General features: G+C 60.9%; 24 protein-coding genes and 1 pseudogene. 18 read left to right on the top strand and 7 right to left on the bottom strand.

The genetic code is table 11. The features are described 5' to 3' along the window. Positions 1-621: pseudogene (locus NN5_RS19855) on the top strand (hypothetical protein); the annotation flags it as partial. Positions 622-712: 91 nt separating this feature from the next. Further along, positions 713-892 (top strand): hypothetical protein, encoded by a 180-nt coding sequence (locus NN5_RS19850; protein WP_157081227.1) that lies wholly within the window; start codon positions 713-715, stop codon positions 890-892. A gap of 248 nt (positions 893-1,140) precedes the next feature. Here the strand turns inward: NN5_RS19850 and NN5_RS26005 are convergent, their stop codons facing one another. Next, on the bottom strand, positions 1,141-1,317 hold the full coding sequence (locus NN5_RS26005; RefSeq protein ID WP_157081226.1) for a hypothetical protein: 177 nt from the start codon (positions 1,315-1,317) through the stop codon (positions 1,141-1,143). Positions 1,318-1,760: 443 nt separating this feature from the next. Further along, positions 1,761-1,952, bottom strand: coding sequence for a hypothetical protein (locus NN5_RS19845; RefSeq protein WP_067737364.1), 192 nt, complete (start codon positions 1,950-1,952; stop codon positions 1,761-1,763). A gap of 158 nt (positions 1,953-2,110) precedes the next feature. Here NN5_RS19845 and NN5_RS19840 point away from each other — a divergent pair, with 158 nt between their 5' ends. The 4 genes from NN5_RS19840 to NN5_RS19825 all read left to right on the top strand — a co-directional run bounded on the left by NN5_RS19840 (position 2,111) and on the right by NN5_RS19825 (position 5,568). Beyond that, complete coding sequence (locus tag NN5_RS19840; protein WP_157081224.1) at positions 2,111-2,626, top strand: DUF736 family protein; 516 nt, start codon at positions 2,111-2,113, stop codon at positions 2,624-2,626. Between the two features lie 86 nt (positions 2,627-2,712). After that, positions 2,713-3,768 (top strand): DUF2493 domain-containing protein, encoded by a 1,056-nt coding sequence (locus NN5_RS19835; RefSeq protein WP_084385057.1) that lies wholly within the window; start codon positions 2,713-2,715, stop codon positions 3,766-3,768. Between the two features lie 17 nt (positions 3,769-3,785). After that, on the top strand, positions 3,786-4,016 hold the full coding sequence (locus NN5_RS19830; protein WP_067737358.1) for a DUF6117 family protein: 231 nt from the start codon (positions 3,786-3,788) through the stop codon (positions 4,014-4,016). 565 nt (positions 4,017-4,581) lie between these two features. Continuing rightward, on the top strand, positions 4,582-5,568 hold the full coding sequence (locus NN5_RS19825) for an SLOG family protein (RefSeq protein WP_067737355.1): 987 nt from the start codon (positions 4,582-4,584) through the stop codon (positions 5,566-5,568). A gap of 196 nt (positions 5,569-5,764) precedes the next feature. Here the strand turns inward: NN5_RS19825 and NN5_RS19820 are convergent, their stop codons facing one another. Then, positions 5,765-6,007, bottom strand: coding sequence for a hypothetical protein (locus NN5_RS19820; protein WP_067737376.1), 243 nt, complete (start codon positions 6,005-6,007; stop codon positions 5,765-5,767). A gap of 342 nt (positions 6,008-6,349) precedes the next feature. On the opposite strand from NN5_RS19820, the gene NN5_RS19815 reads away from it, so the two are divergent. From NN5_RS19815 to NN5_RS19790, 6 genes are all read left to right on the top strand, one after another. Then, positions 6,350-6,604: a hypothetical protein gene (locus NN5_RS19815; RefSeq protein WP_067737352.1), complete on the top strand. Its 255-nt coding sequence runs from the start codon at positions 6,350-6,352 to the stop codon at positions 6,602-6,604. Between the two features lie 353 nt (positions 6,605-6,957). Continuing rightward, complete coding sequence (locus NN5_RS19810) at positions 6,958-7,626, top strand: hypothetical protein (protein WP_245656621.1); 669 nt, start codon at positions 6,958-6,960, stop codon at positions 7,624-7,626. A gap of 337 nt (positions 7,627-7,963) precedes the next feature. Continuing rightward, positions 7,964-8,467, top strand: coding sequence for a hypothetical protein (locus NN5_RS19805; protein WP_067737346.1), 504 nt, complete (start codon positions 7,964-7,966; stop codon positions 8,465-8,467). Positions 8,468-8,834: 367 nt separating this feature from the next. Further along, positions 8,835-9,059, top strand: a complete 225-nt coding sequence (locus tag NN5_RS19800) for a hypothetical protein (protein ID WP_067737343.1) — start codon at positions 8,835-8,837, stop codon at positions 9,057-9,059. A gap of 436 nt (positions 9,060-9,495) precedes the next feature. Continuing rightward, a complete protein-coding gene (locus tag NN5_RS19795; RefSeq protein WP_067737373.1) occupies positions 9,496-9,747 on the top strand; it encodes a helix-turn-helix domain-containing protein in 252 nt (83 codons plus the stop codon). 1 nt (position 9,748) lies between these two features. Beyond that, positions 9,749-11,092 (top strand): type II toxin-antitoxin system HipA family toxin, encoded by a 1,344-nt coding sequence (locus NN5_RS19790; protein ID WP_067737340.1) that lies wholly within the window; start codon positions 9,749-9,751, stop codon positions 11,090-11,092. A 436-nt stretch (positions 11,093-11,528) separates the two neighbouring features. On the opposite strand, the gene NN5_RS27005 is transcribed toward NN5_RS19790, so the two are convergent. From NN5_RS27005 to NN5_RS19775, 3 genes are all read right to left on the bottom strand, one after another. Next, a complete protein-coding gene (locus tag NN5_RS27005) occupies positions 11,529-12,512 on the bottom strand; it encodes an OmpA family protein (protein WP_067737337.1) in 984 nt (327 codons plus the stop codon). Further along, entirely contained in the window at positions 12,512-13,333 is an 822-nt protein-coding gene (locus tag NN5_RS19780; protein ID WP_157081223.1) for a hypothetical protein, read from the bottom strand. The genes NN5_RS27005 and NN5_RS19780 overlap by 1 nt, the downstream gene beginning before the upstream one ends. Positions 13,334-13,618: 285 nt before the next feature. Further along, on the bottom strand, positions 13,619-14,974 hold the full coding sequence (locus tag NN5_RS19775; protein ID WP_067737332.1) for a hypothetical protein: 1,356 nt from the start codon (positions 14,972-14,974) through the stop codon (positions 13,619-13,621). A gap of 799 nt (positions 14,975-15,773) precedes the next feature. Between NN5_RS19775 and NN5_RS19770 the strand changes: the two genes are divergently transcribed. From NN5_RS19770 to NN5_RS19745, 6 genes are all read left to right on the top strand, one after another. After that, positions 15,774-16,064, top strand: coding sequence for a hypothetical protein (locus tag NN5_RS19770; protein ID WP_067737329.1), 291 nt, complete (start codon positions 15,774-15,776; stop codon positions 16,062-16,064). 618 nt (positions 16,065-16,682) lie between these two features. Beyond that, positions 16,683-17,525 (top strand): hypothetical protein, encoded by an 843-nt coding sequence (locus NN5_RS19765; protein ID WP_067737327.1) that lies wholly within the window; start codon positions 16,683-16,685, stop codon positions 17,523-17,525. 141 nt (positions 17,526-17,666) lie between these two features. Then, positions 17,667-18,173 carry a TIR domain-containing protein gene (locus tag NN5_RS19760; RefSeq protein WP_245656620.1) on the top strand — a complete coding sequence of 169 codons (507 nt, stop codon included), beginning with the start codon at positions 17,667-17,669 and terminating at the stop codon, positions 18,171-18,173. Between the two features lie 20 nt (positions 18,174-18,193). Then, the gene (locus tag NN5_RS19755; protein ID WP_067737324.1) at positions 18,194-19,648 is read left to right on the top strand and encodes an SIR2 family protein; all 1,455 of its coding nucleotides are present in this window, start codon (positions 18,194-18,196) and stop codon (positions 19,646-19,648) included. A 6-nt stretch (positions 19,649-19,654) separates the two neighbouring features. Beyond that, positions 19,655-20,209: a toll/interleukin-1 receptor domain-containing protein gene (locus NN5_RS19750; protein ID WP_067737322.1), complete on the top strand. Its 555-nt coding sequence runs from the start codon at positions 19,655-19,657 to the stop codon at positions 20,207-20,209. A gap of 71 nt (positions 20,210-20,280) precedes the next feature. Next, positions 20,281-21,060 (top strand): toll/interleukin-1 receptor domain-containing protein, encoded by a 780-nt coding sequence (locus NN5_RS19745; protein ID WP_067737319.1) that lies wholly within the window; start codon positions 20,281-20,283, stop codon positions 21,058-21,060. A gap of 28 nt (positions 21,061-21,088) precedes the next feature. On the opposite strand, the gene NN5_RS26635 is transcribed toward NN5_RS19745, so the two are convergent. Continuing rightward, on the bottom strand, positions 21,089-21,388 hold a 300-nt coding region (locus NN5_RS26635; RefSeq protein ID WP_217998704.1), incomplete at its 5' end, for a hypothetical protein.

Here is a 21,388-nt window from a genome sequence, read left to right as displayed (position 1 = left end):
TCCCAAAAATGGAAAATCGCCCCGCAGGATCGCTGGACCGAGAATTGGCCTCCCGCTCAAGCAGCTTGGGCACGCGGCGATCCAGTCGTGAAGCTCATCGGCTATGACTGTTCGCCGGCCGACAACCGCCGCTACGCGCATCGCGAAGGCCATGTCGATCCGCGCTTCCTGTTCCGCTACCCCTTGCGTGAATGGGGCTGGACGCGCGAGGATTGCATCGCACGTATCCAGGCAGCCGGACTTCCGGTCCCGGTAAAATCCTCCTGCTTCTTCTGCGCCGCGATGAAACCCCAGGAGCTTCGCACGCTTCCCCCGCACTATCTCCGGCTGATTGTCTTGATCGAAGCTCGCGCAAAGCCCCGGCTGAAGAAGGTCGATGGCCTCTGGCGCAAGTCTGTCAAGGGACTGCGCAGCGGAACACCCCATCCAGGCGCAATGACCGATCTGATCCGAGACGAGGGACTGCTCCCAGCAGATGAAATCGAACACATCATCACGATAACACCCGCCGATCTGCTCGATTTCCAGGCCGCCGCTGCGCGCGTCGCTCTGGCGGGGCGGCGACCGCTCAAGGACTGGCTCGCCTCTTTCCAAGACGGTGTCAACCGAGCAGCGGCATAATGGATCGCGAATTCGCATTGACGGACCGTTTGGCTTTTGTCTCGGGTGGCAATCAATAATTTCCGCCAAAATCACACGACGGGAGAAAATGATGACCGTGGATGAACTGACGGCATTGCTTATCGAGGCCGGGGAAATTTTGGACGAGATCGAGAGTCTGCCGCTCGATGATTACGGATACCGGGAACTGCCGCCGAACAGTCTCGACCGCGCCCGCGAAATCACCAAAATTGCTTTCGAATTGCGCTCGGCCCAAACACCAAACGCATAGCGAATCATGAAAATCGTTCGATTGAAGCGTGGATTTCAGATCACCCTCTCCGATATCTCCGCCTGATCGTCCTTGTCGAGGCCCGCGCCGCGCTGCGGCTGCAGGCCTTCTATGGCCTCTGGCGCAAGCCCATCAAAGGCCGGGGGGCAAGCGAACCCCGTCCCGGCTCCATGACCGAATTCATTCGCGCCGAACGTCTCCTCAAGCGCTGAGACATTGATCGCATCATCTCCGAGGCCCCACGCGACCTAGTCGCCTTTCAGCAAGCCGCAGCCGCGATCGTCCTCGCCGACCGGGCGCCCATCGGTGACTGGCTGGCAAGGTTCAATGCCGGCATCGATCGCTTGGCTGCCTAAGCAAACCGAGATCACCAGCGCAAAAATCAACCTCTTCCACTGGAGACCGACTATGGCCGAACGCGACATGTTTGAAAGGACGGCAGCCCAACAGGGGTGGCACGAGCGAACCGAGATCGATGTGCTTCTCAAATAAATCGAGAATCAAAACTCGGCCGCTGCCTTCGAAGATTTCCTCTCACAAATGGATGCCGATGCGCTCGACGGCGACTATACCAACGACCCCGATGATGGTCACGAACATGAGTTCGTCGAGGCGGAAATCGACCTGTCTAGAAACGACAATACTGTCACCTGCACTCGATGCGGGATGCTCTCAGTAGAGGACGCAGACGACATCTCATAGCGTGTCGATCGAATTTTCCTGAAGAGAATTGATAGGGCGATTGCGCGCTGACGCGCGCACCGGCGCTCTATCTCCACTCCGCTGCGACCGAGCTTCGGCTACGCCGAATCTCCTCCCTGCGGGTGACGATCACCGTATCGCAAGAAGAAGGCGCGGGCCGGTTGTGTCAGGCCCGGCGGCGGCGCGCGCGGCAAGGGCGGTCGATATGATCGGCGGTCACCTCCAGATCCGCCGCCAGTTGAAGCAGCGCCCGTGTCGCACCCAGACGCGCCATCCCGTCGCCATGCGCCGCTGACGTGCCACGCTCTGCACGCTTCCGCGCAAGCATGGCCACCGTTCTGATCGTCTCCGCGTCCATGCCGTCACTCTTACCCGATTCGCACTGCCCGGAATAGCGGCGCGGGGGCGGGGGTGCGCTTCCCCTCAGGCGGCAGCGCCGGCGGCGAGGGCAGGGCACAGAGAAGAGAGGGGCCTTTGAGAGCGTCGCAAGAGCGACGTTTCAGAGGAGTAATGATCATGGCTGTTTCGAAAACGGTTGGCGAATTCCGCAACGTGAATGGCAATCTGGTCGGCTGGCTTGCCGACGGTCGCGAGGTCGATCTGCCGCGGGCGCGCCTCCGTCCCATCCAGAGCAACAATCCCCGCGCGCCCAAGTTCGAACTGGAGGGCATGAGCCCGAGCGGCCGCTGGCTCAATTATGGCGGGCTCTTCAAGGCGACTTCCCACAATGAGGACGGCGAGATCATCGACTTTTTCGCTGGCGAACTCGACGACAATAGCTGGAGCAAGCCGTTTCACATCGCGCTGTTCGGCTCGGTCGACGAGGGCTTCCGCGCCTCGTGGCGGCGGGAGCAGCCCAATCGTCCCGCACGTGCGCGCCGTGCCCGCGACACCGATGAGTATGACGACCGGGACGAGCGCGGCACGGACGGGAATGACCGCTCCTATCGCGGCGGCTTCGGCGACAGCACGGCGCCGTTCCAGGGCGCAGATCGCACCAGCGAGCTGACGGACGAGATGATCCCCTCCTGAGGATCCATCCGTCCCGTCCGAACGGGCCGGGGGGCGCTGAGCGCCTCCCGGCCCTTTTCTTTTCCCGAATCCGAAAGGTCAACTCCATGACCGAGCATCGTCCCGTGCGAAGCGTCGACCGCTTCGCCGATATCCAGCAGCTTTACGCCGAGATGACCACCACGCCTGAATTTCAGGCCGCGTTCGGCGATCCCATTCCTCTCACCATCATCGAACCGGGCGAGGAACCCGGCGAGCATGGCATGCCCGACGAACTCGCCGCCCAGGCGGACAGCGCCGGCATCATCACGACCCTCTTCGACCTCTTCACCGATACGAGGCTCGAACCCCTTGCAGCGGAGATCGCCTGGGGCTTCGTCAACTCGTTCCACTTCGTCGCCGGCAAGCTCGAACGCCGGGAGGACAGCCTCGCCGCCGAGGTCAAGGACATGGCCAACCGGCCGGACATGAGCGAGGTCTTCAACCGCGAGCTGGAGGAAAAGCAGCTCCTCTGCCAATCCACCACCGAGCAGCGCGTGGCGATCGAAACCATGCGCGACTATGCGGCCGAGGCCTATCGCGTCCTCTCTGGATGGCCCTGGTCACCCTCGCGCGGGAGCCGTGCGTCGCGGACCAGCACCGCAAGCCAGATCGCGGCGGTGGACTTCCTGCGGGCTCGCCAGCTCGACGCGCGCGACCGGCACCACCCCCAGGGACCGCTTGTGGTGTTCTCGGGGCCTGCCCAGTGGCACGACATCGATCTGCTCTGGAACCGGCTCGACCTGGTGCGGGAGCAAATCCCCCACATGGTCCTCATCACGACGGCCCAGCGCACCGGCGCGGACCTCATTGCCGAGAAATGGGCGGCGCAGCGCAAGGTGCAGGCCGTGCGCTTCAACCTCCTCGGCTCTGGCCTCAAGGCAGCCTTTGCGCGCAACCGCAAGCTGCGCGACCTGAAGCCGGTCATGGCCGTCCTCTGCGAGGGCTCGGGCATCCAGGCCAACCTCTATGAGGAACTGCACAAGGCGCGCGTTCCAATCCATGCCTTCCGCAAATCCGATCAGGCGCCCGACACCCGGCCTCCCGCGAAATACCGTGAGGTCAAGGACTTCCAGCACGTCAAGCGTGGCCCGGCATTGCGGCGGGTCTACGAAGACGCCTGACCGGGAGGTGCATCGTCATGGCCATCCCAGACGCCTTCCGGCGCAACTTCTCGACCTTGCTCCGCGCCGCTGAAAGCGGCGACCTCGCCCTGGTCGAGTGCGTCGACGTAGAAACCGGCGAACCACGCTATGTCATCTGCGCAGTCGGCCGCCAGAACGGGGACTATGTCCTGACCCCGTTCGGGCATCTCCATGACGGGAACCCGTTCGAAGCCTATCGGCCTCCAACAGGTTCCGTCCTACATTGATCGGATCTTCCGTCAGGAAAGGGGTCGGCAGGCTTCCGCGTGCTGGCCCCTTTTCCTATGCTGGTTGCGACGACCTCATACCGCTACCCGTGCGCGGCCGCGTGGGATGACGGAACGGGCGTCGCGAGCGATGCTCACAACACCCTTCATGGACCATTGTCGTCATGACCCCGCGGTTGCCGTCAAGGACGGCAGGGCCCCACCATTTTTCCCCTGGAAAAATCGTTGCCCCCACCGCCGCTTCGCGGTCGCTGCGCGATCCTTGACAGCTGCCCTGGCGCCATAAACTCGCGGATCAGGGGCATCGAACCCCCGATCCGCGACAAAATAATCTCTCTCAACAAGTCCAAGTGTCGCACGGGACCGCACCGGCCTCAAGGACGGCGGGGCCCCACCATTTTCTTTGGCGGGACGGACGACAGTTCATCCTCGCCGGAGTCGCCGCCGCCAAAGAAAACCGTGACCCCCACCGCCGCCAGGGCGGTCGCTTCGCGATCCTTGACCCCGCTGCTCGGAGCCCGTGCACGAGGGGGAACCTCTTTCAATTCAATCTGAGGAGGTTCCCATGAAGAAGACGTTCCGCTCCACCCGCGACTTCGCTGAAATCGCCGATCTCATCGCCGCCGAGACGGCTCAGACCACCGATGCCTTCGCCGAAGCCTTCACGTCCGATCTCGACGGCGTCCGGGTGACGCCCTGGGACGAAGAGGTCATCGCCGACATGCCGGACCCGATGCAGGTCCAACTCGCCACCGAACTGATGATTAGCACCGTGTTCGATGTGTTCCGCGACACCCGGCTCGAAGCGACGGCGCATCGCATCGCGTGGGGAATTGTCGACAGCATGCACCGCACCGCCCGGATGGTTGCCGGACATGCCGATGACACTGCGCGCCAGGTTCAGGACCTGATCCCCTGCGCCGACGGCAGCGAGATATACGCGACGACCCTCGAACTGGCCCAGCGGGTCGCACAGGAAGCCGACGAGATCGCCGACGCCATCGCCTGCATGAGGGACCACGCCGCCGCCGCCTACGAAGTCGAAACCGGCAAGCCGTGGAGCACAGCCCGGGGATCGCTGGTGTCGAGCAAGCGCACTGCCTCGGTCATCGCCGCTGCCGATTATCTGGCCGGGCGGAACAAGCGCAGGCTCGACAAGATCGCGCCGGATGGTCCGCTGGTGCTCTTCTCCGGTCCGCCCAAGTGGCAGGACGTTGACCCGATCTACGAGGAACTGAACCGGGTGAAAGCACTCATCCCGAACATGCTGCTCCTGACCACCGACCTCGATGTCGGGGCGGACGCAATCGCCAAGGCGTGGGCGGCAGCGAACAACGTCACGGTAGTCCGCGAGGACCTGCCGAAGGGCATGGGACTGCGCGGCGGCTTCATCCGCAATGATCGTATGATCGCCAAGGGACCAGTGGACGCGATCGTCTGCTCCGGCTCGGGCGTTCAAGCCGCGCTCATTCGCAGCCTCGATGAAGCGGGGATCGAGCCTCGCCAGATTCTCGGCAGGGGCGATCGGCCCGACTGGGCTCGCAAGCGCTGAGGTGAACACAAGGGGATGGTCCGGGTCGGTCCCGGATCATCCCCTTTTTTCTTGTTGTGGTTCAGGTCGGCGGGCTCAGGGACCCGGCTTTAGGCCGGGTCCGTCGTCCGCCGATGCGGCACCCTGTCGGGCACCGGCCTCCTGTGCGCGGCTCCGCCGTGCTCGTCGCAGGGACATCCCTTCGGAATGACTCGGGCTATGAGGCCGGCGGCATCGGCAGAGCCTTGAGTGCGGCGACCGAGGCGGCTCCACCCGCTCGAATGGCGTGGGAGACCACCTCCCGGAACTCCCGCTCGGTCAACCTCTCGACCGCGAGTTCGGGGACCGCAGCAGCATATTTGCCGCGCAAGGCGCGGCGGGCAATCTCGACTTCGTCATCGAGCTTGCGGCGACGCGATTCGAGATCGGCAAGCCGCTCTCGTTCATTCAACTTGGGCATATCCACGATCCTTTCATGGAGGCTGCCCGCCGCCAGCACTATCGGCGGAACCTCTGCGGTGCGCAACCCCGATTTCCCGAGCGGGCAATGCGCTCCAGCGCTGACCTCGCTGCTACCGCCAGCAAACACCTCCTCTCCCTGCCGTCCCAGCGTGACGGAGGGAATGGAGAGCCTCAAGGATCAACGGTTCCCCCAATTTTGCCGGAACCGTCGCTACGCTTCGGCCCCGCCAAAATCGGCACCCCCGTCGCCCGCTTCGCGGCCACTGGCAAGCCAGTGGTCCTTGACCCTCTCCATTCTCCCCGTCGCCGACATCGCCTCATTTCAGAAGGAGAAACGACGATGGACTGGGTAGTAATCCTCGACCCCGGCATCACGATTGAAGAAGCGATCCGCTACCGTGAGGGCGAGCGCATCCGTATCAAGCGCATCCTCGACCGGCGCGAAAGCTTCACCGATATGATCGACTGGAACGCGATGACCGAACTCGAGCGGGACTGGGCGCTCCACCATTTCCCTTATGAACTCGAACTCGAATTGTGGGGCATCGACTGCGACCTGACAGCTCTGGCCCGGATGTTGTGGAGCAGCGCCTAAGGGGCCGATCGCCCCTCCATCGTAAGCTGCTTGGTCATCTCCACCAGGCTCATCCAGCGGCGCTTTGCTGTTAACCCCGAACCTACGGGCTCGGGGACAAAGCAGGGCGCTCTCTCATCTCGGTATCAGACGGGGCTTCATCGCCAAAGTGTGACGCTGGGTGTCCGTCGGCCGTCAAGGATCAGCGGTCCCCCCAATTTTGCCGCCGCCTCGCTACGCTCCCCGGCAACAAAATCGGTTCCCCCGCCGCCCGCTGCGCGGCGGCTTCGCCGTCCTTGACTGCCTCAACACCGCGTCCCGATGTTCCCATCCTCATCTGATGGAGATGGGGAGCGCCGATGATGGAGGCTCACATGAACGATTTCGACGTCGACAATTCTTCCACACCCAGCAAGGATCGCGCAATGATCGCCGCAGCTAAGTCCAACCGAGCCACCGCCATTGGCGATTGCGGCATCCTCATAAGTCATCGCGACAACTGGTGGTTTGTCGAGTTCGTTGAGCCGATGGGCAATCCCGGCCGCCCCCGTCTCCTTTCCGGGAATATTTCTACCGGCTTCGCCCACCGGCTGGGGTTGATGACCGGTCCCCTGATCCTCAACCCCCGCGTCGAGACACTCAATCCCGGCAGCGACGCCTGGTCAGCAGAATGCAATCTGCTCCCTACTATCGAAGGCGGAGACCCCGGAGCCATTGACTATGATATTGACTCCCATGTCCTCGACGGAGAGGCCGACGCGCTGCACCAGCGGCTCGCGCGCGTTGCGATCGACAGCCATCTCTTTCCTATCCCCGCCGGTTTCATCTCAGTGCTGATAGCGCTGCCGCAGGATTCAGCGCCGGTCCTCACCATCCGCACGAGCGTCTATGCCCGCGCGACATGCGAGTTACTGACCGCTTATTACACGCCCGAACATCAACTGAAGGAACCCTGGCGCGATATCTCCGGCGATCTCGTCTCCGACAGTGGCAACGACATCCTCGGCTGGATGCCGGCGCGTGACTGGATCAGGCCACGCTGACCACTTTCCCGGACTGGATGACGGGTCTTAGCGTCACTCCAATCAAGCGATGCTGCGGTGCTTTGCTGTTAACCCCGACCCTACGGGCTCGGGGGCAAAGCAGGGCGCTCTCTCATCTCGGTATCAGACAAGGCCTCATCGCCAAAGTGTGACGCTGGGTGTCCATCGGCCGTCAAGGATCAGCGGTCCCCCCAATTTTGACGCCGCTCCGCTGCGCTCCACGACGACAAAATCGGTTCCCCCGCTGCCCGCTTCACGGCGGCTTCGCCGTCCCTGACTGCCTCAACACCGCGTCCCGAAGATTTCATCCTCATCCGATGGAGATGGGGAGCGAACGATGATGGAGGTTATCATGGACGATTTCGACAACGGTCTCGCCAAGGCATTCTCGGACCCGATCTGCCCGACCTGTGCCACCAGCTACGATCCGAGCCACTACGACATCTACGAGGATCACGCCTGCTGCGCGAACTGCGGCACCGAATACCAGATCCCCGCCGAATATCGCGCGCTCCACCCTGAGGATTATCTCGAACACGGCACGCCCGAAACGCCTCAGACGATCGCGCTCTCCCGCTTCAGGATCGAGGCCAGGCGCATCGTGGACACGACCAGTAAGGAGACGGCCGGGGCAAGCTACGAACTCTACGCGCGCCGCTTCACCGAGGCATGTGCCCCCCTCATCGACCAGCTCGACCCGGAACTGCGGGACCAGGCCATCGCCATCGCCAACTATCACGGATACATCGAGGACCAGGACGGAACGGCGGGCTTCGGGCCGGGCCTATGCGCCTTCTCGGGCATCGAGGAGAACTGCTGCCATTGCGGTCGGCACCCATGACGCCAACCGGGACCGGGCCTCGCGCCCGGTCCCTTTTTTTGATCGCTGGACATCTTCTTCGGCTCGCTCGCGTGCCGCGCGGACCCTTCGGTCCGCACGCCGCTACGCATCGGCCAAGTCTCCCGACGAGAGGGAAAATCTCTCACAGACTTCCCATTCTGTCGGGCGGCCGAGCCCGCATCAAGGACGGCGGGGCCCCACCATTTTCTTTGGCGGATCAAGCGCCGGTTCTTCTCCTTCGGCGTTGCGGGGCCGCCAAAGAAAATCGTGACCCCCACCGCCGCTTCGCGGTCGCTTCGCGATCCTTGACCCGGTCTCGGCCGCCCGACGCCCGCTCCGCTGTCAATCAAGACAGCAGGAGGCTCACATGCAGATCATCTCAACCAGCGCCACTTACGACCATGCCGGATTCATGGCCGCCGTCGCGTGTGCAGAACGCCGCGCACCTCACAGCTACTTCGACCAACACGTCATCGAGGATCCGGAGATCGGATACTTCGCTATTGACGAGGGCGACTATGATGCCCTTCCGATCACGATCATCGACCGGGTGGTCCATACGGTCCCCGGCGGGATGGCGGACAAGTTCTGAACCGACGGGGAGGGGCGGCAACGCCTCTCCCCTTTTTTGTTCGAGCACACGCGCATGACGAAGGTTGCCGATCCCCTTTCGGGGAAGCCCCGCGCCTACCGGCACGAGGCTGCGCAGCGACGCTGTCGCTGCGAAGGAAGGACGCACGCCCGCAGGCGTTTGTAATGCACCGTACGCACGGGTGCTGCCCATAAAATGGCTTGGTTTCAACAGCTTATGAGGATTTCCAAAAAGCCGTCGGGACACATTTTGCGCGCCGGGGAACATCTTGGCAAGCGAAATTTGCCCCGCCTTTAGGCGTTTTTGAGGGTGGGACACCTCCTTCTCACATACAGAATTGGTGCTATACCCCACCGGGTATAATCTTGTTATATGCCCTGAAGGGTATATTGCAAATATATACCTCATGGGGTATAGAGTGGCGCAGGAGGTCAGCATGTCTGAAGCCATCAGAACGCCACGGCAACTCGGCTCGCTCATTCACAACGAGCGCGTGCGCCGCGGCTTGTCTCAGCAAGAACTCGCTAACCTCGCGGGCACTGGCCAGAAAACCATATCGCGCATCGAGACCGGACACGAGGGAGCAAAGCTCGATACGCTCTTTCGCTTGCTGGCCGTGCTCCAACTGGAAATCCGGTTCACGCCGCGTAGCGTCGCAAACAGTAAATCCATCGGCGACGTATTCTGATATGGCACGCAAAAAAAGACATTCCCCGCTCAACGTGTTCATAAACGACCGGCTGACAGGCCGGCTGTCCAAAGAGTCGAGCGGGGCAATCTCCTTCCAATACGATCCGAGCTGGCTCGAATGGGAGCACCGCTTTGCGGTTTCGCTTTCATTGCCGATGCGAAAGGCGGCTTATCGCGGCGCGCCCGTAGTCGCCGTGTTCGAGAACCTTCTCCCCGACAATCCGCAAATCCGGACCAGGGTTGCCGAATGGACAGGCGCTGACGGTACGGACGCCTATAGCCTGCTGGCGCAGATTGGCCGCGATTGTGTCGGCGCGATGCAGTTCCTGCATGATGACGAGGACGTGGAGCCCAAAAACGGTGTGAAGGGAACGCCCGTCACAGACGAGGAAATCGAGGCCATTCTCGCGAATCTCCGCGGCGTCCCGCTAGGCATCGATCCCGAGCATGAATTCAGGATATCGGTCGCCGGAGCACAGGAAAAGACGGCGCTGCTTCACCATGAAGGTCAATGGATGAAGCCTGTCGGCACGACGCCGACAACGCACATCCTCAAACCCGAGATCGGCACCATTCCTACTTCGAGCGGCACCATCGACATGACGGCCAGCGTCGACAATGAGCACTATTGTTTGAAGCTGCTCGAAGCCTTCGGTCTCACCGTCAATCAAACCGAAATCGCGACCTTCGGGAAGCGCCGTGTCCTGGTTGTCGAGCGCTTCGATCGACAGTGGCAGAAGGACGGGCGCCTCCTTCGCTTGCCGCAAGAAGACTGCTGTCAGGCGCTCGGCATACCGCCTTCCCGGAAATACCAGGCGACCGTTGAAGGTCACCAAAATGGTCCCGGCATCGAGGACATCTCAGCCCTTCTTCAGGGCAGTGACACGCCAGTCGAAGATCATGCAGCCTTCTTCAAGAGTCAGATACTTTTCTGGCTGATCGGAGCGACCGACGGTCATGGCAAGAACTTCAGCGTGTTCCTGAGCCCGGGCGGGGGCTATCGGCTTACGCCATTTTATGATGTGCTTACTGCTCAGACCGCCTTCGATCAGAAGCAGATTCCGCGCAAGAGCTTCAAACTGGCGATGTCCGTAGGCAAGAATTCCAAGTACCGCATCCTCGACATTGCCGGCCGGCACTTTGTCGAAACCGGCAAGGCCGCTGGTATGGGACCCACCATCATCGGCAAAGCCGTTGCCGAGGTTTTAGAGCTGGTGGGAAGCGCTCCAGATCGCGCCCTCGCGCAAATGCCGACCGATTTTGCGGTAGGTGTCCATGAAAGTGTCACTAAAGCCATAAATTCTCGACTGCCGCTATTAGAAACGGCTTTAGTCGAGCTCTGATCGAGCCGGCACGTGAGTCCTGCGTTCCAATTTTTCAGATCATGTTGCGCCGCTTGTGCCCACCATTAGGTATGCTGTTCGTGTCGAATGGCCGTTTTCGACCGATGCAGGCATCAAGTATTCTGTCAGCCCTGAACCTGAGAATGACCATGTCGGGCCGAAACCGGTAGCCGGCAGTTGGGACAAAACTGACGTTCGCGAGCTGCGCCGGGAATGGCAGGTCTCCATCCAACACCTGCCATTTCTGAGGCACTGATGATAGTTTCCCGGAATGCGCGGGACTGGCCGTTAGGCGTGGTCGTAGGTCGCAAGCCAGGAGCGCATTTCGATGTCCTCGGAATCCAGTTTGGATGAGGGCATAAATCGAACAAATGGGCAAGCTGAAGCGGTCGCTCGGGGATGGCGCGGGACTTCGGCGGATGGACTATAGATGCATTCAGGAGGCCGGGTCGAAGGTGATCTCGACGCGGCGATTACGCTTCCGGCCGTCCTCGTCGGGCTTCCCGTCGGCGGTGATGTTCGAAGCGCAGGGCTGTGTCTCCCCGAAGCCGACGACGCGAACCCTCAGATCATCCAGGACGCCCCGCGCGCGCAGCCAGGATTCGACCGCAGCAGCCCGGCGTTCAGAGAGCTTCTGGTTATAGGCGGCGTCGCCAGAGTCGTCGGTGTGGCCGCCGATCATGGCAACCCTTGCGCCTCTTTCCATCAAGATTGCCGCGGCGCGTTCGAGGGCCGGCACGGCGTCGGGCTGAAGCGACGATTGGTCGAAGGCGAATAGCACGTCGGCCGGAAGCGCGACCACGCCTTCAGTCGCCGTTTCCTCGACCTTGACCTCGCTTGCCATTAGCAGGGTTGCCCCCGCGGTTAGCGCCAGCGTTCCGGCGAGCATCAGCGCCGCATAAACACTACACAGGATGGTCTCGGCCGCGGCGATCGACCAGGGTTGCCAGACGAAGCCTGGATCCTTGCCGCAATTGCAGAAGTAGTCGCGCTTGGTCGGCGGCACGGGCGGTGTGATTTGTGCGCCGCTGTAGGCGCCTTCTCCGGCTTCGCCGCGCAGCGCTTTTCTGGCGCCGACCTGCAGACGCAGTCCGCCCAGGTATCGCTCGGAATCGTCGGGGCACTTGTAGATCCAGAGCCGGCACAAAACACCGTAGACGAGGAGGAGCCCGAAGGTGACTGCGCTCGACGACGTGACGAGCGCAAAGAGCGTGTCCGAGTCCAATCGCAGACGCAGCCACCAGACGGAGACGCTGGCGAGCCCGCACACCAAAGCAAGAATTCGAATGTAGAGCGCTCGCCAGGCAATTGGCGGGTCGTAGAAGAACTTGCCGACGACAAGCGCGGCGACTGCGAATCCACAGTTCACGATCATGCCCGCATGATCGATCAGCGGCTTCAGAGAGCCGAGGTCCGCCATCAGAAGATCACGAGCGTCGAGGTGTTCGATCCGCCTGCATAGTGGGGCGTGTAATCCGTCTTGAGGTCGCCAGGTTTCCGGCCCAGAAAATAGTAATTGCCCGAAGTCGGGACGAAGCCATCCACGGGGAAGGTCGGTACCGCGCCGAAGCGCCTCGGCGAGTAATTGTACTGCGGCCAGAAGTCGAGCGTATAGCCTGCGAGATTGCAGTTCACCGTAAAGGCAATGCCCGTCCCCCCGCTGCCCGGTCCACCGCTACTCGGGCCACTGGCACCTGGTCCGCCGGAAATCTTGATGGCTTTCGCGATCCGCCTGACCGCGTCGACGAAGAGCGTAGTGAACTGGATCGCCGCCTTGTCGTACTCCTGCAAACGCAGCGGCACTCCGCGGTCCAGCAGAGTTTCTATCCATCGCGCAGAGAGGCGAAGTGGGACTCTTCCCTGCGTTTCATTATCCTCATCATTGTCGCGCGCCATCATCTCAAGTGCCCGGCGTGCGCGAGGATTGTAAATGTCCACGATGACCGGAAGACCGAAATCGTTCTCGAGGCCCGCGAACATCAGGATCTCGTAACCGCGAGAGAAGATGCGGCTTATCTTGCGCAGCTCGAGCGCGAGCGCGGACCACTCCCTACCTTCCATGAAATCGAACTGGACGCCGACATGCTCGGCGACCGCAACATTGACCTGATATAGAAAGTCGCTCGGAACTTCGAAGCCTCTGCGCATGAAGAAGCGGGGATGCCACATTCCACGTGCCAAGCTCTCCGCCGTATCCTGCGCGAATATGCGGTCATTTTCTTCCGCGGCATCTCTTGCCATTGCTGCCCCCAGTTCAACACTATCAGCCGATATTAAAACCGACGGCCCATGTTGAACAGTGCGATATCATCCAGCTTGGCCCGCGATCCCGATTCTGGCAGCTTCGGTAGCAGTGAGCAGTCTTGGGTCGACGTTTCGATTGATGGTCGCTGATGGCGATGCGTGCAGGCAGATTTGCCTTCCGCCGAAGCGTGAGCGCTTCGCCGCCGACGAAGTACTGGCGCTTGCCGCATGAACAGGGAGCGGTCTGCCTACACCTGCCTAAGTCGATGATGGTGGCAAATGTCAGCGGCGTTTGCTTACTGGTGCGGGTATAACGACCGCCGCAACTGGCGGCTGAGGCAGCATCATGCCTTTACACAAGCTCACCAGATCGTTGGGATCTGCCGTTCGCTTGGCGAAGTAATCGCCGGTGTAGATGGGCTGCCCATCCACGCCGCTATCCAGTTTCAAGCCAGAGGTGCCGATAGCAGGCGACATCTTGCCTTTGAGGCTGCCGCCTTGCCGATTTAGCCAGACGGCGAAATTCCGGGCCTGCTCGTAAGAGGTAAAGTCGATTTCATTGGTGTTCTCGAACGGCCCTATGACCGAAATCGCTGTCGTTGGGCTCTGTCGGGGATAGACCCGCCAGCTCGGCTTTCGCACCTCGTCCGCAGGGATAATATCCACGTCGATCGGGGCGGTCATCGCCTTTTCGTAGACTGCTTCGTGGTCCCCCTCGACGTAGCTCCGACCATTCTTTGGGCGGCGAATCTGATAGTAGAGGACGACCCGGGCCTGCAGGGCACAGCGAGGCGGCGCCTCGTTTTCGGTCACGTCGAACGCAATTTCGGACGGTGATTTGAAACTGCCATCCGAATTGGCGAGGTCGATTTTTGTAACCCGAAGGGTCGTTTCCGGGCGAACGCCATTCCACTTCGTCGGGTCAAGCTTCGCGGTTAGGGCTATCAGTGTGTTTCCCGCAACGTCGAGGTTCCGCTCGCTTTCACGATATATCCTTAGTTCCTCAGGCACGATGTCCGCGCCAAGTTTCACATATTGCTGATTGATCGAGGCGGTTGTCGTGCGGGTGTTGCTCAGCGAACCTTGCAGTCCAGCGGAGGACCCGGCGACATCCGTGACTACGCTCGAAACGGGTGTCCCCGCAGTGGTAGTCGCCGTCGTGTCCGATCCGGTCTTCCCGAGATTGGCGGTTGCTGCAGCGGTCGTGGCGTTCGTGATCTGCTCGATGTTGAGGACCTGATTGTCCGTCGCGATGATGCTGTATCCATCGAATGCGAAGTTCAACGGGCGCACGTCGATCCACGTCCAGACGAGCCGATCGCCGGGCATCGAGTCCCAGCCCTTTGTGACATTGGCGACCAGGGTTCGCTTGTAGGTCCCCTCGGTTGTCAGAGCCCCTTCAATGGGCTCTGACTTACCCTTGAGCGGCTTTGAAAGCGCATCGCGAATGTCTTCGGGCTTCGCGCCCGCGTCCGTCATCGCAGCGATGAGCGCGGCCTGGCCGCGATCGGACAAATCCTTCAGGGTCGCGTCAGGATTAGCGGGTGACGCCGTCGCGAAGCTGTAGACCGAAACCGAGGGTTTGCTCCATTCCTTGAAGGAGGAGCCCGCTGGATTGGAGATCTTGTCCAAAAACACGGGAGGACTGTAGTCGCTCCACCTGTAGTTTTCCGGATGAGTGCAGCCAGCCAGAAGCAGGCCAGTGACAGCGGATGCCCCTATAGCGCGTGCGTTCACTGGACGGTGCACCGGGTCATCGGGAAGGAGCCACCGTACTTGCAATCTCCAGCAGTCCCTGCGTTCGTGGCGTTTATGAGCCGCGCTCGCGTAATCTTGGCACCGGAACTGAGGTCGACACAGGGTTGATCGGGAAACCACCGAATAAATGTGGTTGCCTGCCCCCAGTCCGACGTCAGTACCAGAACCTTGTCGCCGCTACCGAGTCTAGCCATGTTGTATTCCCCCTCGCTGCGAAAACGTCGATGAAGATTACATGAAGGATCTAGAGTCGCAATACTTTACCCTCTACTAATTTCATTTTCGATTATTATTCTGAGATATCGGTATCGGTGCCTACTGAAGGGATCAAGGCGAGTGGTCGACCGTCAGGGGGGGGGGCGTCACGATGTTGAGCGAAATCAACTCCTACAGCCCACGTGCAATCCGTGCGAAGGACGGCCGTTAGAGTTTTCCCGCTTCGAAAAGACAAACTTCGACCTTCCGCGCCTGCCAACGGTCATTTTCGTTTTGCACTTCGACGGCTCCACGCCGGAATTCTCCCAACCCGCGGCGGTAGGCGTCGGACGAGGGCCGCCACATATGCGTGGCCCGTTGCGGGCGAACGGCAGGATGGTCGAGCTCAATCGCGTCCATGAATTGGTGCGGTGGTTAGGTCTGACGCTTGTCGGGCGCTTGTGAATTCTGCCAGAGGTATCCGATGAACGACAACTATCTCCAGCGTCGGCATTGGTATGTTGATCACCTGTCGCGGGTCACGGTAACCGAGGATTTACTTCGCACTGACCCGCGGTCGAAGGTCGTGCTCGCAGAGGCTGGCATGGGCAAATCAACGCTGCTCGAGCAGCTGAGCGGGATGCCGAACTATGCGTTCTGCGCGGCCCGGAAGCTGACCCTCGCTCCCGATCCGAGCCAAATCCTTGGCGACGCCGATACGATCGTGATCGATGCGCTGGACGAAGTTTCTGCGCGGTGGGAAGCCGCTCGATAACGATGACGCCTGGCAAAATCGCTATATCGACGGCGAAAATGAGAAAGCTCCGGAACTGCACTTCTGGCTTGGCGCCGTGCCGGAGGACGTGAAGTTAGCGCGGCGTCCGGCAGCTGCGCTCTGGATCACTCGTTGTACGTCCCGGCCGCGATCCTCGGGAACTCCGAAGCATCCGACTGTTCCCGTTTGAATAGGAGTAGTTAATTCATCCGCGAGCATCCCTGCTATGGATTTCTCAGACGGTAACGAAATGATGCACGACAGCTTTTGGGGACTTCGCCGATCGTCCAGTTTGACCGACGCGACGGCAGCTTCCGTCAGGAACCAGACGTTCAGCGCGGAGGGAGCGAACGACTGGCATTGGTCGGCTGCCGCCGGAAGAGAACGCCGCATTATGGGACATTTCTGCCGTTCGGCCCCGTGCTTGGAACGTCTGAATACGGCAACACGGGTCATTCGTGGGCCCACCTACTCATCGGGCAACACGGGCGACGACTTCGGAATGCCGAAGTTAGGGGTGAGCGGGACCGGATAGTGCAGGTCGGCGATACGGCCCCGCGCGACCATCAGTAGATGTTTTTATTTTGTTCCATGCGCAAAAGCTGATAAAATGACGTCATGAAGCCGACCGAACTTCGTCAGCGTGTTGAGCGCTACACCCGCGGGGACTGCCGCGTGGAGGATCTCGACCGGATCTTCCTAGGCCTTCGCAACCGCTGCCATGGCCTGACCTCGATACGGGAGATCGGCGACTTCGTCGCCCATCGCGACCAGCGTGACAAGGGGCCGGTCACCGAGACGGTGCGGAACATCCACCTGAGCCTCGACTCCTGGCTGCATCAGGCTGAAGGCCGCTTTCCCGATCTCGCCAAGGTCAAGCGGATCTGCGCCGCCAACCTGCGCACGGCTACCGACGCGCAGCTCGATGCCCGCCTCGGTCTGAAACGGGATGTCGTGAAGTCCGTCCTCGCCCAAGCGATCAAGAAGATGGAGGCCGACCGCTTCGAGAAAGTGACGAAGCGGGAGCAGGCAGTCTTCAACTACCTCGCGGGGGCGTTCATTTGGAACCCGGCGCTCACCGACGACCAGGTCGGCGAGGATCTCGCATCACTGCTCACGAAGGCAGGCGCCCTTCTCCCTCAGGAACGGGCAGCCTTTGACGCAAACGATACATTCCTCGCGCTCTACGTCACAGCGCTCATGCACGATTCCGCCGTCGTGATGGATGACGGGTCACGCTTCGATCTGCTCGCGGGGTTCGACAACCACGAGAAGCGGATCGAGGTGAAAGCGCGCATAGAGCTGGCCGGATGGGGCAAGCGGGTAACCGCCCCGGTCTGCATCTTCTGGACGAGGCTGATCGGGACCGACCATTGCTCGGACGAGCTCGCAGCCGCGCCGGGTAAATGGAACGGGGCGATCGAGATCGATGGATCGGGTCGTCTCGCCGGGTTCGCATGACGGCTCGCCCAAGTGGTCGATGCGGCACCTATGCTCTCGGACGATAGCGCTACGCCCCTTGTCCAATTAGAAAAAATGGAGCTTAGATCTTTACGCTTGCAATCAACGACTTGGACGCCATACCATTAAGCAAATATATTCATGGAGAATTTCGTGGCTCGCCGGGTATTTTTCAGCTTCCATTTCGATAATGATTACTGGCGGACGCAGCAGGTCAGGAACATGGGTGCGCTCGAGGGGCAGTCTTTGTGCACCCCGAACGCCTGGGAGGAGGTCAAGCGCAAGGGCAAGGCCTCCATCGAGCAGTGGATCGCCGACAACATGCACGGCAAAAGCTGCGTGGTCGTCCTGGTCGGGTCTCAAACCGCGAGCCGCCCCTGGGTCCAGCATGAGATCATCAAGGCTTGGAACGACAAGAGGGGTGTGGTCGGCATCCGCGTCAACAAGCTGCTCGACCGCGATAGCCAGACATCCGTCGCGGGGGCCAATCCCTTCGAAGGGATCACCTTCAATTCCGGCAAGAAGCTATCCGACGTCGTCCAGCTAATCACGCCGATCGGAAATGACAGCAAGGCGGTTTACGCCTCCATCTCCGGCGGCATTGAGAAGTGGATCGAGGACGCGATCGCAATCCGCGGCCGCAACTGACCAGCGCAGAAGGGGGTAAGATGGCAGTTGCGGCGTCGACCAAGCGATTCCTGAAGGACTATCCCGAGGCATTGATCGGAGGAGCCGGCGCCGTTTTCGTCGGTGCCGGCGTCTCGATGGGGGCGGGCTATCCCTCTTGGGCGTCCCTTCTGACCGAAGTTGGCGAGGAGCTCGGGGTGAAGTCCGGTGAGCTTCACGACCTGGCTGCGCTCGCCCAATGGAGCATTCAGGAGAACGGATCCGCGACTCAGGTCAGGAACGTCATCAAGGAACAGATCGGCGTCGAGCATGCGGTTCCAAAGACGCTGGAGATCATTGCCCGCCTGCCGGTCAAGTTCATCTGGACCACCAACTACGACAGGCTGGTCGAGCGCGCGTTCGGCGGCGTGAACCGGCCGATCGACACCGTGTCCGGTGCTGCCGACCTCGCCCTGCGCGCAACGCCGGGCGCCACCCGACTCTTCAAGATGCACGGCTCGGTCGAGCGGCTGGACGACGTCGTCATCTCCACCGACGACTACGAACTGTATCGTTCGAAGCGAGGCGCCTTCCTGCCACTGCTGCAGGCGCACCTCTCCAGCATGTCCATGCTCTTTCTTGGTATCAGTTTTACCGATCCGAACATCCGGCATGTGCTGTCCCTCATCCGCGAGAGCTTCACGTCAGAACCGCCTGAGCACTTCGCCATCGTCCGCCCGCCGCAGCGGGATGACTACAAGACGGACGCGGAGTTCGAGGCGCGCAGCACCCAGCACAAGCTCTGGAGCCGTGACCTAAAGCGCTATGGCCTCGTCGTGGTCGAGATCGACGACTATGCCGAGGTGCCGGAGCTTCTGCGGCAGGTAGAACGACGCGTGGCAGCGCGCCGGGTGTGGGTGAGCGGGAGCTGGCCCCCCGAGGCCGGTGACGAGATCGCGAAGGTCTACAGTGTTGCGCAGGCCATCGGCCGACTCGTGGGCGATCGCAACCGTGACCTCGTCAGCGGAGCGGGACTCGTCGTGGGGTCCGCCTCGATCGCCGGATTTCTCGATGCACTGCGGTCGAGCGGCGGTTGGGATCTCGAGCGGCGCCTCATCGCACGTCCTTTCCCGCAGCCGATACCGGGCGCAGCGTCGGACAGGGCCCAATGGGCGGCACTTCGTGCGGAATTGGCCAGAATCGCGGGCGTCGTCGTCTTCGTCGGCGGCATGAAGATCGATCCATCGTCCAGCACGCCGGTGATCGCGGGCGGCGTCCTCGACGAGTTCGAAGTTGCCAAGGCCGCCGACTGCTTCGTGATCCCCATCGGCTCAACCGGCGGAGCGGCGGCTCAGATCTCCGACAGTCTGATCGGGTCCGCCATAGATGCTTCAGGACACAACGCACTGCGTCCTACGGACGACGAGCTGAAGGAGCTCGCCCGCGCCGACATCACGGTCGAAGAGATCGCGAAGCTGGTGGCCGAGATACTAACGCGCATCGACAGGCGGGTCTGAAATTAGATGGCAGAATACATCACGCGCGAAGAGCTCCGTAGCTACGCGGCCGAAATGGGAACAGTTGAAACAGCAAGGGTCCGGAAGGCCGCTGCTTCAAGGTCGCTCGCAGGCTCCACATTCCTCTCCCACTCAAGCAAGGACGATGATCTGGTCGCCGGGGCGATCCGGGTTCTCGAGAACCATGGCGCCAAAGTCTACGTCGATGAGATCGATCCGGAGATGCCTCCGTACACGAGCGAAAAGACCGCTGCGCTCCTGAAAACCCGAATTCGCGACACGAGCCGGTTCGTGCTTCTCGCCAGCAAAAACAGCAAGGAGAGCAAATGGGTGCCATGGGAGTTGGGCATCGCCGATGGCATGAAAGGCACTCCGAAGATCGCACTCTTTCCAGCATCGGACTCCAGCTATGACAAAGCGTGGGCGTCATGGGAGTACCTCGGTCTCTATGACCGGATCGTCTGGGGAAAGCTCGAAGGCTATCAGAAGGAAGTGTGGATGGTGATCGACGAGAATAACAATACCGGCACCGAACTGAGGAAGTGGCTTACCGGCTACTGATCCTCACTCAGCCCAGACGACGAGTGAGGCTCGGGATCCCCAATCTTCAACATCTCGATCGAGGATCTTGCATGTTTCGAGGTTTCGAACTTTCCGTGAAGGAAGATTTTTTAAGTATATACAAGGCAATAGGCGAATCGCAGCACGAGGAGAATAAGCGGCTGGTCGACGAATGCTTAGATCGGTTCCGCGATGGATCAGGCGACCTGCTCGCTGCAAAGATGACTGCTGAATGGTTTCCCGAGATCGACGCGCAGGTCTTTATCTCGCATGCCCACAAGGACAGCGCGTTGGCGCTTGGCCTAGCAGGCCATCTTCATAAAGAATTCGGGCTCAAGTCGTTCGTTGATTCTGCGGTATGGGGCTATTCGGACGATCTTCTGCGCATTCTCGATGACGCCTTCTGCTACAATGAGACCTCGGGGACCTATAGCTACGCGAAACGGAACCGTTCAACGTCGCACGTGCACATGATGCTCTCGGTCGCGCTGTCCCGGATGATCGACCGATGCGAGTGCATCATCTTCATCAACACGCCGCAGTCGATAACTTCGCGCGACTATATCAAGGGCGATAAGACGGACTCGCCTTGGATCTATTCTGAAATCGCGATGACTCGCCTGATCAAGAAGCGGTCACGCGAGGACCATAGGGGCATCGGATCGGTCCTTGCAACTGAGAGCCTGGGCACCGACACGCGCCTGAGGGTGCGCTACGATGTTGATCTGGACCATCTGAGCAAGTTGGACGGGGAAACCTACGGTAAGTGGACCATCCTGTCGAATGGCAGAGCCGGTGCCACCGCCCTCGATACGCTCTACGATCTGGTGCCGCCGTCACCGATAGAATGAATCTCGAAGAGCTCTTCGTGATGGGATCTCACGGCTGTCCGCTTCGGAAGTGCCCGGCGGCAGCTTCTGTCAGAAGCGGACTTCTGAGGTGGCTGAGCTGAACGACTGGGTTTAGGTCGGGAGCGGTCGGAGATTTCAAGCGATGCAGAATGTTAATTGCGCCAGTGTCGCCGTCCAAATCGTCATCTTGCAGAGCGAGAGGCCGCACACCAATCGAACCAAACTTGCGTAATGCTCGGTACGCACCAGTGCTGCCCATAAAGTGGCTTATTTTCAACAGCTTACGGTGAATTTCCAAAAGCTGTTCGGAAACATTTTGCGTCCTGGG

The organism is Novosphingobium naphthalenivorans NBRC 102051 (genome assembly GCF_001590985.1).
GTDB lineage: Bacteria > Pseudomonadota > Alphaproteobacteria > Sphingomonadales > Sphingomonadaceae > Novosphingobium > Novosphingobium naphthalenivorans.
This window is presented reverse-complemented; position numbering and strand designations above follow the sequence as displayed.